This is a genomic window from Siminovitchia thermophila (assembly GCF_016909185.1).
Classification (GTDB): Bacteria; Bacillota; Bacilli; order Bacillales; family Bacillaceae_C; genus Siminovitchia; species Siminovitchia thermophila.
Genome location: NZ_JAFBFH010000055.1, coordinates 1 through 13,332, shown reverse-complemented (window position 1 = coordinate 13,332; position 13,332 = coordinate 1). Strand labels below are relative to the sequence as shown.

Genomic DNA, 13,332 nt, shown 5'->3' with positions numbered 1-13,332 from the left:
GGCAAGCAGCTTCGCTGTGGCTGTGCTTTGATGAATACACAAATTTAACATTATGCAAAGGTCGAAAACTTTTACACATAAATGTGGACTTGACTAGCCATTTCACCTAACCGAAGCTGGTGAATATAAGATCTACGCTAGAACAAAAGATCGCAAAGGAAAATATAGCGAAATCGCTCAAGCAGATGTCAAAATCGACCGAACGAAGCCGTCAGCCCCGAAGATTAGCTTATCAGAGGATGGTTGGACAAATGAAGCAGTGGAAGTGACGATCGCGGCCGGAGAACCTGGTCCGAGTGGTGTAGCCGAAACGGAATATAAAGTAGGCGAAAGTGGCAAATGGACGACCTACAAAACGCCATTTACAGTAGAAGAAGCGGGAGAACATGACCTTTATGCGAGAACAGTCGACAAAGCGGGAAATGTTGGAGCCGAATCGCAGTCCACGGTGAAAATTGATCGAACGAAGCCGTTAGCCCCGAAGATTAGCTTATCAGAGGATGGCTGGACAAACGAAGCAGTAGAAGTGGCGATAGCGGCCGGAGAACCCGGCCCGAGCGGTGTATCCGAAACGGAATATAAGGTGGGGGCAACTGGAGAATGGGTTACTTATAAAACGCCATTTAAAATAGAAGAAGCGGGAGAACATGATATTTATGCGAGAACGGTCGACCAAGCTGGAAATGTCGGATTTGAATCTCAGTCTACGGTGAAAATTGATCGAACGAAGCCGACGGCTCCAAAAATAACTTTATCTAAGTCTGGTTGGACAAATGAAGCAGTAGAAGTGGCGATAGCTGCCGGAGAGCCTGGCCCGAGTGGCGTAGCCGAAACGCAATATAAAGTGGGCGAAAGTGGCAAATGGACGACCTACAAAACGCCATTTACAGTAGAAGAAGCGGGAGAACATGACCTTTATGCGAGAACGGTCGACAAAGCGGGAAATGTTGGAGCCGAATCGCAGTCCACGGTGAAAATTGATCGAACGAAGCCGTTAGCCCCGAAGATTAGCTTATCAGAGGATGGCTGGATAAACGAAGCAGTAGAAGTGGCGATAGCGGCCGGAGAACCCGGCCCGAGTGGCGTAGCCGAAACGCAATATAAGGTGGGGTCGACTGGAGAATGGGTTACTTATAAAACGCCATTTAAAATAGAAGAAGCGGGAGAACACGACATTTATGCGAGAACAGTCGACAAAGCGGGAAATGTCGGAGCCGAATCGCAGTCCACGGTGAAAATTGATCGAACGAAGCCGTTAGCCCCGAAGATTAGCTTATCAGAGGATGGCTGGATAAACGAAGCAGTAGAAGTGACGATAGCGGCCGGAGAACCCGGCCCGAGTGGTGTAGCCGAAACGCAATATAAAGTGGGCGAAAGTGGCAAATGGACGACCTACCAAACGCCATTTACAGTAGAAGAAGCGGGAGAACACGACATTTATGCGAGAACAGTCAACCAAGCGGGAAATGTCGGAGCCGAATCTCAGTCTGCGGTAAAAATTGACCGCACCAAGCCGTCGGCTCCAAAAATAACTTTATCCAAGTCTGGTTGGACAAATGAAGCAGTGGAAGTGACGATCGCGGCCGGAGAACCTGGTCCGAGCGGTGTATCCGAAACGGAATATAAAGTAGGCGAAAGTGGCAAATGGACGACCTACCAAACGCCATTTACAGTAGAAGAAGCGGGAGAACATGACCTTTATGCGAGAACAGTCGACCAAGCGGGAAATGTTGGAGCCGAATCGCAGTCCACGGTGAAAATTGATCGAACGAAGCCGTTAGCCCCGAAGATTAGCTTATCAGAGGATGGCTGGACAAACGAAGCAGTAGAAGTGGCGATAGCGGCCGGAGAACCCGGCCCGAGTGGTGTAGCCGAAACGGAATATAAAGTAGGCGAAAGTGGCAAATGGACGACCTACCAAACGCCATTTACAGTAGAAGAAGCGGGAGAACACGACATTTATGCGAGAACAGTCAACCAAGCGGGAAATGTCGGAGCCGAATCTCAGTCTGCGGTAAAAATTGACCGCACCAAGCCGTTAGCCCCGAAGATTAGCTTATCAGAGGATGGCTGGATAAACGAAGCAGTAGAAGTGGCGATAGCGGCCGGAGAACCCGGCCCGAGTGGTGTAGCCGAAACGGAATATAAAGTAGGCGAAAGTGGCAAATGGACGACCTACCAATCGCCATTTACAGTAGAAGAAGCGGGAGAACACGACATTTATGCGAGAACGGTCGACCAAGCGGGAAATATCGGGTCTGAATCGCAGTCCACGGTGAAAATTGATCGAACGAAGCCGTTAGCCCCGAAGATTAGCTTATCAGAGGATGGCTGGACAAACGAACCTGTAGAAGTGATGATAGCGGCCGGAGAACCCGGTCCGAGTGGCGTAGCCGAAACGCAATACAAAGTGGGCAAAAGTGGCAAATGGACGACTTACCAAACGCCATTTACAGTAGAAGAAGCGGGAGAACACGACATTTATGCGAGAACAGTCAACCAAGCGGGAAATGTCGGAGCCGAATCTCAGTCCATTGTTCAAATAAATCGTACCGCGCCAATATTATTATTAAATGGAAATGAAAAGATTGTGATGGAAACTGGATTGACTTATAAAGAACAAGGAGCGAATGCTTTCCATACACATTTTGGAAATTTAACAGATCGAGTTCAAATAATAGGAAATGATTTTGATACAACAACACCAGGGACCCATAAGATAACATATAGCATTACAGATCCAGCAGGAAATGAGGCGAAATTACATCGAACTGTGCAAGTGGTTGGAGTAAGTGGATTAACGGCTACTGAGGATGTACCCAATGAACTGAAAGTAGGGGATACGTATCAACTCAATGTCGTTCCTGTATATGAAAAGAACAAATCAAAACCAACATATAGGCACAAAGCTACTTTTAAATCCAGCAATTCTGAACTTGCCAGTATACGAAATGATGGGCTTATTCAGTTTCATAAGTACGGCACAGTCGTCATTTATGCAACTTACGGAGACATAGAAGAAAGCTGGTTGTTTGAAATAGACGATGATTATCTTTACTTGAACGAGCAACGAATATTAAAATCAGGGAAAACTTACACATTAAAAGGTACAAATGTACAGCTTTCCACCCCCGAAAATTTGCTTGCAGGAACGAGAATGTTTATTCAACATGCCGATATACGAAACACAAATTATAAGGGGCTAAATCAAGCAGGCGATAGATATTCATTTACGGTTGATAGTCCAAATCCGTTCCACCTGACAGATCCATATACCTTAACGATGAAATACGATCAAAAGTTGTCAAGTGCTCAAGTAGCTATTTATTATCTTGATGAACAACAAAGGAAATGGGTGCATGTTGGTGGCGAAGTAGACCCAAAGAAACATGTCATTACAGCAAGAGTGCCACATTTTTCAACGTATGCCGTATTTTCAGATGACCAATCGCCTGACATAATCATCTTTGAAGCTGAACCTGGGGAAAAAGCAGTAAAATTAAATTTCAAGGCTGAAGACGCCTCTGGGGTCAGTTATTATCGGCTATTAAAAAATGGAAAAGAAATTGCGACATTACAAGGAACGGATGAAGTATATACAGACCATGATGTAAAGCCGGATACGGTTTATACTTATCAATTAATATCGGGAGATATATACGGAAATGAATCTAGCCAAACGATTCAAGCCAGAACGAAGAGCGCATCCACACCGGGGGTGAAGACCCCGCCGAAAACCGAGCAGCCGGAATTGGGTAACAAACATCAAAACACGAAACAATCCGCTGCATTTAACAAAGAAACAGAGAAAAGAGTTGTTGATGAGGCAGGAAATGATCAAGGAATAGCGCAGCCTGCTCCTAATAAGCCACTGCCAAATACAGCTACGAACATGCTTTGGTACTTGCTTATGGGAATGATTATTTTTAGTCTCGGAATAAGTATATTATTTTGGTTGTGGCTAAAAAGAAGACGCTAAGTTTGAACGAAATAGTTCTTTAATGTACAAAAACAGTCCCATGTGTTAGTAACTAATGCGTGGACTGTTTTTTGTTTCACTTTTTTATAGTGAAGCCTTCTTAAACGGCCTTCTTAGAATCATGATTAAATAACCAAACTAAAGACTTTTTAACTATTAAATTTCCTCTTAATGGTGAAATGTAATGCATATTTAGTGAAATGAAGAAGACATGCGAATGAAGTCATCCTTATTTGATATAATTCATATGGACAAGGTGTTAGAAGAGATCACTTATACTAGTATGGACGGAGGCGGAAGGAAAAACGTCCACTGTGGAAGCCGATGATCAATATTCCTCGTCCAGATGAGGTGAGCGCCCCATTCGAACGGGATGATAGTGATCGGTAACATCTGGGAAAAACTCTCATGCAACTAGACTATCAGAATGAAAAGAAAGCACCATAGGCCATGAGAGAGGTTATTTTTGTGCAAAATTGGAAATCGCATCGTTAATTTCTTTCATAATGATTTGGCCACAATGGATGAGTCGTAAAAGTCATGCCCGGCGTGACAGCCAAGTTTTATGGGCCGCCTTCACTAGTAGCCGTCAGGTTTTGCAAGCCCTCTTGTTGTAAAAATAAGGAGATTGCAATAGCGTTTGGCAACGATTATTATTGGAATTATTTGTAAAATATTGTGGTGATAAATTGTTTTTTTGGGCCTGATATTGTTAAAATAGGGTTATTGATATCATTGAAGCTAAGGAGCTGTACGAATAGGAGGAAATTTGTTGAAAATGGAAGTCGCCAATTTTTTGAAAAAAAATAGGAACAAATTGATGGATGACTGGATCGTGGAGATGAAACAGCTGGGCGGGGATGGCCCGTTACATGTCATTTCTGACGATAAATTTGAAAGCATAAGCAGGGAGTTTTTTGACATCGCTGTTTTCAATATCGTAGATTCAGAGAATCGTTACGAAACGAAAGTCGAAAGATTTGCGGAACAAGTTGTGAGAATTGGCTGGCCGCTCACCTTTTTAATGTCCGGCCTGCAAGTACTGAAGACCCTTATCTTTGACTGGATGAAGGAAGAAAATAATTATGGGGCCGATGATCTTGTGAAACTTTTTCATGAAATAGAAAATTGGATTTCCCCATTGAACAGACAAATCGTCGAGGCATATTCCAATAGTTGGGAGAAAACAGTTTTTTTACAAAAAGTGGCTCTTCAGGAGCTGTCAGCTCCACTCATACCCGTATTTGAAAAAATTTCCGTCATGCCCTTGGTGGGAACCATCGACACGGAACGTGCCAAGCTGATCATGGAAAACTTGCTGTCGGGTGTTGTCAAACATCGGGCGGATGTCGTTCTTATCGATATTACCGGTGTGCCTGTGGTGGATACCATGGTGGCTCATCATATCATTCAAGCGGCGGATGCGGTCCGGCTTGTAGGTTCAAAATGCATGATTGTGGGAATTCGCCCGGAAATCGCCCAGACAATCGTCAATCTCGGCATTCACTTGAACCAAATTACGACGACGAGTACATTGCAAAAAGGAATAGAGAAAGCACTAGCCTTCACAAACAGAAAAATAGTGGTACTTGAGGAGGGTGCTCATTGAGAATACCAATTTTAAAGCTTCGTGATTGTCTGCTAGTTTCGATTCAATGGGAGCTCGATGATCAGACAGCACTGGAGTTCCAAGAGGATCTTTTAAATAAAATTCACGCCACCAATGCTCGGGGTGTCGTGATTGACATTACCTCGCTCGATATCATTGATTCGTTTATTGCGAAAGTGCTGGGCGATGTAATGGAAATGTCAAAGCTAATGGGAGCCAAAGTAGTCATTACCGGGATCCAACCTGCTGTTGCTATTACGCTAATTGAGTTGGGCATTCGCATGGAAGACGTGACTACAGCCCTTGATTTAGAAAATGGATTGGATAAATTACAACAGGAACTGGGGGATTAGCCTATGGAGCTGCAGTCCTTTGTAAAAATATCAAATGAATGGGACATCGTGGCAGTTCGCCAATTAGGCAGAAATGCAGCAAAGGAACTGGGCTTTGGGGTAGTTGACCAGGCAAGAATAACAACTGCAATCAGCGAATTGGCTCGAAACATCTTTTTATACGCCGGTGAAGGAAAAATTTGGATAGAGAAAGAATTTTTGGATGGAAAAAAAGGGCTTAAAATTATCGCGCAGGATCAAGGACCCGGGATTGAAGATATTCGCAGAGTGATGGAGGACGGGTATTCCACTTCTGGGGGATTGGGCGCCGGCCTTCCAGGTGTGAAGCGGCTGATGGATGATTTTAATATAGAGTCCGAACTAGGAAAAGGCACTGTGGTAACTGCGGTGAAGTGGCTCCGATAAGGGGAGTGATTCTTAATGGGGTTTTGGGAAACAATTGTACCGAAGTACAAAGAGATTATTCGGAAATATTTAAACGATAAAGATGAAAATATCCTTTATCAAGGGCAAAAATTGAGCCGGAAATTGATTGAACATCAAATAGCACCAGAGGAAGTGATTAGCCTTCACAAATCCATTATGATGGAAGACAACTACTCCGCCAGAAAAATCATCGACTCCTTTGATGTGCTTCTAGAAGTGATGTTGGGCTACGGACTTGCCTATAGGGAACATCAAAGCCTTAGAACGGAGCAACTGGCGTTGCGGAACGAAATTGAAGTAGCAGCAAACATGCAGGAAACGCTACTCAGGACATCCATCCCTTCGATTAAAGGGGTGGATATTGGGGCAATCAGTGTGCCGGCCCGACAAATGAATGGAGATTATTTTCATTTTGTTTCAAACGATAGCCACCTCGTCGGAATAGCGATCGCTGATGTTATTGGTAAAGGCATACCTGCCGCACTTTCGATGTCGATGATTAAATACGCAATGGACAGCCTTCCGGAAGATGATCATAGTCCCGGCTCGGTATTGAAAAGTTTAAACCGTGTCGTGGAGCAAAACGTCGACCCGAATATGTTTATAACGATGTGCTACGGCACTTATGATACAAAGCGACATCTATTCAGCTATGCAACCGCCGGACATGAACCGGGATTTTTTTATAAGGCGAAAAGCAAGGAATACTTAGATTTTTGTGGCAGAGGCTTGCTGCTTGGTATTAATAAAAATACCGAATATAAAGAGTATGAAATCCAATTAGAACCGGGTGATATGATTATTCTCATGTCCGATGGGGTAACGGAATGCCGGACGGAAGAAGGTTTTATCGAAAGGGAAGATCTCACAAGTTACATTGATCGATATATTCATCTTCCAGCCCAGGAAATCGTGAATAATGTGTTTAAAGATTTGGAAAGACTACAGGAATTTGAATTGCGGGATGACTTTACGTTAATCATTTTAAAAAGAACGAAATAAAAACATGTTTATCTTTTTGAAAACGCGGGTAAGTGTTAAAAGCAACTATTCAGGAATTATATAGGGGTGGATATTTGTGAATGTTTCTATAAAAATAACCGAAAACAACAATGCTGTTCACGCGTCTATAGCTGGTGAAATTGACGCCTACACAGCTCCTAAAGTTCGAGATGAATTAATAAAGCATGCCGAGAAGAAGGGAATGCAATTAGTTGTAGATTTAACCGAAGTTATATACATGGACAGCACGGGTCTTGGAGTGTTCGTAGGGTTATTTAAGCAGCTCCGCGCAAATGAAGGAGATTTGACATTAACTGGAATGTCGGAAAGATTGCAAAGGCTGTTTGATATTACCGGGCTTGCAGATGTGATGGACATCAATACCGAGGTAGAGGGTGGAGTATAAATGGAGGCATCGTTTGATTATATCGAGATGAAGGTTCCCGCAAAGCCGGAATATGTTGGAGTCATACGGTTAACCCTTTCAGGAATCGCCAGCAGAATGGGCTTTTCCTATGAAGTCATTGAAGATATTAAAATTGCCACAAGTGAAGCAGTGACCAACGCTGTCCAACATGCTTACAACAGGGAAGAGAACGGGGAAGTTGTAGTAGGCTTTGCTCTTTATGAGAACCGTTTGGAAGTTATGGTAGCAGATTCCGGAAAAAGCTTCGATATAAAAGAAACCCGCGCAGAAACAGGTCCTTATTCTAATGGAGAACAAGTGGAATTTTTGCGTGAAGGAGGCTTGGGTCTGTATTTAATCGAGAGTCTAATGGACGAAGTCAATGTAAAGCTGCACAAAGGCGTCAGCGTGTTCATGACGAAATTTCTCGAAAGGGAGCAGGTGGAGATGGATGCCGAAAAAATCTCAACCTGATATCGCCAAAAGCGAGGTCAACGAATGGATCAAGGCGTTTCAACTTCATGAAGATAGGGAAGCTCAAGACAAGCTCGTCATGCATTATAAAAATCTGGTAGAATCGATTGCCCGGAAGTATTCCAAAGGAAAATCGCATCACGAAGATATTTTTCAAGTTGGAATCATCGGTCTTTTAGGAGCCATCCGCCGTTATGATGAATCCTATGGAAAGTCTTTCGAAGCATTTGCGATACCGACGATTATTGGAGAAATTAAACGATTTTTACGTGACAAAACATGGAGCGTTCATGTACCTCGCCGAATTAAGGAACTAGGTCCCAAAATCAAAACGACCGTAGAAGAATTGACGAGTGAACTTCAGCGCTCTCCCCAAATTCATGAAATTGCCGAGTGCTTGGATGTGACGGAAGAAGAAGTGCTGGAAGCAATGGAGATGGGGAAAAGTTATCAGGCGCTATCAGTTGATCATTCCATTGAAGCGGATGCGGATGGAAGCACTGTTACGTTGCTTGATATTATTGGAAATGTGGACGAAGGCTATGAAAGAGTCAATCAAAAACTTGTTGTTGAAAAAGTGCTGCACGTATTAACCGAAAGGGAAAAGAAAATTATCCAGTATACGTACTTGGAGAACTTGAGCCAAAAGGAAACCGGAGACTTGTTGAACATATCGCAAATGCACGTGTCACGCCTGCAAAGGCGAGCGATTAAAAAGCTTCAGGAGGCCATTTTTGCAGAACCAATTGATACGGAGAAATCAACCTTATGATCCACTTAAAACATAAACAGCTGGAAGCATACGCCTTTCAAAGAGCAAAAGAAGGCAATCATTTTTGCGGAGACAGTTTTTATATGACGACGACCGACGACTATTTTCTTTGTGTACTTGCCGATGGACTGGGAAGCGGGGAATATGCGCACGAATCTTCCCAAGCCGTTACTTCAGTTGTACAATCAAATCCCGATGAAGACGTGTATACATTAATGGAATTTAGCAATAGGGTGTTATTAAGCAAAAGGGGGGCAGCAGTCGCCATTTTAAAGGTTGACTTTGCCCGCCATGTCTTTGAGTATAGCTGTGTCGGAAACATTCGATTTTATGTATATACTCCTTCTGGAAATTTAATTTATCCAATGCCTATTACCGGCTATATGTCGGGAAGGCCGCAAAAAATTAGAACACAGACTTTTTCGTATGAACCGCAATCGAGATTTCTGATTCATTCCGACGGGTTTACACAAGTTGAATCAAAAAAGCTTTTGAACTCCTATGCTTCAATGTATACACTCGCCAATAAGCTACAACTGTCCCAAGCAAACAAATCTGATGATGTCACTTTTATTGTAGGCAGCCTGCTTTAAGTAGCGGGTTTTTAATATGGGCTAATATCGTATAAAAGTGAATTTGATAGGTTAAACGTAAAAACACAAAAGGCAGTAATCACAAACGCTTTGCTTGTGATGTGAGTTTCTGTCGTTATGGGGAGTAACCAATCCCCAAGGTGTGCGAAGATGTTAGGTAGGATGGAGCGGATATATATAGCGGCTAAGTAAAAGGGAGATGGAACATTGGCGGCAAAGGCTATCATTGATAACGTTGCTGTGCCCAGTGTTTTTCGGAAACGTTTTTATCTTGATGAACTTATAGTGATTGATCTTTTATTTTTACAAGTCTCATCATCACCCGGCTCAAAAACTGTCCAAACCGAATTGGTCCAACGGTGATACCGTACGTCAACGTTTTGGATTCGTTTCCGTATAGCGTATCGGCTCTGGAGCCATCCCGGTATTTTATCATATTATTTGATTTTAATGGAATCGATCGCTCCCTGGTACTGATGGCATCATTCTCGTAATAGGAATTTTATCGGGAATAACATGTTCCCGATCAATCCATTGAAAAGATCATTGCGCAGTCGGTCGCTTCATGGTCATGTTCACATTTTTCAGGAACGAGCGCGTCTTCATTTCCGCCGTGTTCGAGCAACGAAAGTTCTCGAAAACAGTAAGCTTTTTTCCAAGTACATTTCATTCGCTGTTAGGTCTGTCCTGCATTGTTCTCAAAGAACCCGAGCATGTAACTAAACGTTGTCTGCGTTGGGCGCTCACGCACCGCAAACTGATGCATCATTGACAAGTATTCAATTAAACGATCCCCCTTTATGTCAACACATCCTCCGCATATCATCTGGAAAGGTTTCACCCGATATCGGTCTATAAATATTCCTCAGTGGCAAAAATGGCTGTTCATACGACTTTTATTAAATGGGTCATCAACTGATCAAACTTGTCTTGGAAATGGCTGTATGACTGATTCTGTCCATATAAAATGTAATTTACGTTCCGGCAAGTAACCACCGAGATTGACTCAAGCTTCCCCTGCTCAACTAGTTAATACTGTATAATTCAGATGCTTGAATTCCCTTTCTTTCCCTAAGAATTTACTGCTTTCTCATATTACTCCTAATGGAAACTGTTCATATTGGCAAATATGTGAGTGGGAAAAAGATTAAGCCAAAGAACAACAAACAAAAAAGTTTTCAACAACCGGTCTTCCCCACAAAAATCTTTATTGTTGGCTTTTTTTAAACTGATTTGCAATGTCAATTCAGGCATTGTTGTCAAAGTTCATATGTTCTAGTGGATGTTATCTTGCATGATCAGAAGGTGATATGACAATATTGTATCAGCCGAATAATTGGCGCCATACTTGTAAACAAGGTAAAATAAAGAGAATTTAGTGAAGCGAGGGGTACCAATGATCGTAACCGAACCAAAAAATGAGGACCTGCTCGTCAAAAAGTTGGCGGGAAGCTTAGGTCTTTCCAAAAAACACGTGACCAGTGTAATTCAATTGCTTGAAGAAGGGAATACTGTTCCATTTATTGCCCGCTATAGAAAAGAAATGACCGGAGCCCTGGATGAAGTGCAAATAAAAGAAATTATGGAGGGCTGGCAGTACTTACAAAGCTTAGAACAACGAAAAGAAGATGTTATCCGGCTTATTGATGAGCAAGGAAAACTAACGGAAGAATTAAAGCTGCAAATTATCCGCGCAGATAAATTGCAAACAGTTGAAGATTTATATCGCCCTTATCGACAAAAACGCCGAACAAAAGCGACAGTCGCAAAGGAAAAGGGCCTTGAACCACTTGCCGATTGGATGTGGCAACTTCCGTCAGAAGGAAATCTTGAGGAAGAAGCCGCAAAATATGTCAATCTTGAAAAAGAGGTAGAGGATGCGGCCGCAGCAATTCAAGGAGCAAAGGATATTGTAGCCGAACGAGTTTCAGATGATGCCGCGGTTCGTCAATGGGTACGGAAAGAAACATTCCAATCAGGGCTTGTTGTTTCATCCGTCAAAAACGCCGAAAAAGACGAAAAATCCGTATATGAAATGTACTATGAGTATGAAGAGCCTGTCAGAAAAATTGTTCCTCACCGGATTCTTGCGTTAAATCGCGGGGAAAAAGAAGATATATTGCGCGTTTCCATCAAGCCCCATACAGAAAAAATCATTGATTATTTAAGCAGAACTTTTATTAAAAATTCCGCTTCCGTTGTTGCCAAGGAAATGAAAGAAAGTATTGAAGACAGCTACAAACGCTTGATTGAGCCGGCAATTGAACGCGAAATTAGAAATGAATTAACGGAAAAAGCGGAAGATCAGGCGATTCATATTTTTTCGGAAAACCTGAGAAAGTTATTGTTGCAGCCGCCATTAAAAGGAAAAGTGGTCCTTGGTGTTGATCCTGCTTACCGGACAGGATGTAAATTGGCAGTCGTCGATGAAACCGGAAAGGTGCTTTATATAGATGTTATTTACCCGCATCCGCCGAATGCAAAGCGGGACGCAGCAAAAGCTAAAATGGCGGATGTTTTAAAAAGGTTCCAGATCGAAATTATCGCGATCGGAAATGGAACAGCTTCCCAGGAAACAGAACAATTTACCGTACATTTGTTAAAAGAGCTGGATTTTGATGCAAGTTATATTATCGTTAATGAAGCCGGGGCAAGTGTTTATTCCGCATCCGATCTTGCAAGGGAAGAATTTCCGGATCTGCAAGTGGAAGAAAGAAGTGCTGTTTCTATTGCCCGCAGGCTTCAGGACCCGCTTGCCGAGCTTGTGAAAATCGACCCGAAATCCGTGGGAGTCGGCCAATATCAACATGACGTTTCGCAAAAGAAATTAAATGAACAGCTTGCGTTTGTCGTCGAGACGGCGGTAAACCAGGTCGGTGTGAATGTGAATACAGCATCACCCTCATTATTGCAATATGTTTCGGGATTAAGTAAAACAGTAGCGAACAATATCGTAAAACGCCGTGAAGAAAACGGCAAATTTACGAGTAGATCACAACTGCGGGATATCCCTCGGCTCGGCGCAAAAACATATGAACAAGCGGTTGGTTTTATGAGGATTTTGGATGGAGAAGACCCGCTTGATTCGACCCCCATCCATCCGGAAAGTTATTCCGAGGTTCAACAACTGCTTTCATCAATTGGGTATACAACGGCGGATCTTGGTTCGCAAAAGCTGAACGAAGCATTAAAAAATATATCTGTCGAGGAAACAGCAAAAGAGCTTGGCCTTGGCGAGTTGACGCTTCGTGATATCATCGACTCTTTAATGAAGCCTGGCCGCGACTTGCGGGATGAATTGCCAAAGCCGATCTTAAAGAAGGACCTTTTAAAACTTGAAGACTTGACACCGGGAATGGAGCTTCAAGGAACTGTCAGAAACGTCGTTGACTTTGGCGCCTTTGTCGACGTCGGAGTGAAAGAGGATGGACTTGTCCATATTTCAAAGCTAAGCGACCGTTTTGTCAAACATCCCCTTGATGTTGTATCGCTAGGAGATATCGTTACGGTTTGGGTTGAAAAAGTGGATGTCCAAAAGGGAAGATTGTCCCTTACAATGAAGAAATCTTAAGCAAGAAAGAAACACTGCCAGTTACGAGCAGTGTTTTTTTCTGTAAAAAAACCGGCTCTATACTAAATGTTGGGGTTTCCACACAATTTGCCCCAAAAAATACACGCAAACATCCAATTCTTTTATACTTGAATTGTCGAGAAACAA

Annotated in this window: 10 protein-coding genes; all 10 read left to right on the top strand. The window is 42.9% G+C overall.

Going from position 1 to position 13,332, the window contains the following annotated elements; all coding sequences use genetic code 11:
- Positions 1-259 precede the first annotated feature (259 nt).
- Positions 260-3,979, top strand: a complete 3,720-nt coding sequence (locus tag JOC94_RS23420) for an OmpL47-type beta-barrel domain-containing protein (protein WP_205180356.1) — start codon at positions 260-262, stop codon at positions 3,977-3,979.
- 772 nt (positions 3,980-4,751) lie between these two features.
- Positions 4,752-5,588: an STAS domain-containing protein gene (locus JOC94_RS21885; RefSeq protein ID WP_328799819.1), complete on the top strand. Its 837-nt coding sequence runs from the start codon at positions 4,752-4,754 to the stop codon at positions 5,586-5,588.
- A complete protein-coding gene (locus JOC94_RS21880) occupies positions 5,585-5,941 on the top strand; it encodes an STAS domain-containing protein (protein WP_077111413.1) in 357 nt (118 codons plus the stop codon). The genes JOC94_RS21885 and JOC94_RS21880 overlap by 4 nt, the downstream gene beginning before the upstream one ends.
- Positions 5,942-5,944: 3 nt before the next feature.
- Entirely contained in the window at positions 5,945-6,346 is a 402-nt protein-coding gene (locus JOC94_RS21875) for an anti-sigma regulatory factor (RefSeq protein WP_205180355.1), read from the top strand.
- A 15-nt stretch (positions 6,347-6,361) separates the two neighbouring features.
- Positions 6,362-7,369, top strand: coding sequence for a PP2C family protein-serine/threonine phosphatase (locus JOC94_RS21870; protein ID WP_205180353.1), 1,008 nt, complete (start codon positions 6,362-6,364; stop codon positions 7,367-7,369).
- Between the two features lie 76 nt (positions 7,370-7,445).
- Positions 7,446-7,775: an anti-sigma factor antagonist gene (locus tag JOC94_RS21865; RefSeq protein WP_205180352.1), complete on the top strand. Its 330-nt coding sequence runs from the start codon at positions 7,446-7,448 to the stop codon at positions 7,773-7,775.
- Positions 7,776-8,249: an anti-sigma B factor RsbW gene (rsbW, locus tag JOC94_RS21860; protein ID WP_077111409.1), complete on the top strand. Its 474-nt coding sequence runs from the start codon at positions 7,776-7,778 to the stop codon at positions 8,247-8,249.
- A complete protein-coding gene (sigB, locus tag JOC94_RS21855) occupies positions 8,227-9,021 on the top strand; it encodes an RNA polymerase sigma factor SigB (protein ID WP_077111407.1) in 795 nt (264 codons plus the stop codon). Before rsbW ends, sigB begins: the two co-directional genes overlap by 23 nt.
- The gene (locus JOC94_RS21850; RefSeq protein WP_077111405.1) at positions 9,018-9,614 is read left to right on the top strand and encodes a PP2C family serine/threonine-protein phosphatase; all 597 of its coding nucleotides are present in this window, start codon (positions 9,018-9,020) and stop codon (positions 9,612-9,614) included. The genes sigB and JOC94_RS21850 overlap by 4 nt, the downstream gene beginning before the upstream one ends.
- Positions 9,615-11,010: 1,396 nt before the next feature.
- Positions 11,011-13,185 (top strand): Tex family protein, encoded by a 2,175-nt coding sequence (locus JOC94_RS21845; protein WP_077111404.1) that lies wholly within the window; start codon positions 11,011-11,013, stop codon positions 13,183-13,185.
- Positions 13,186-13,332 lie beyond the last annotated feature (147 nt).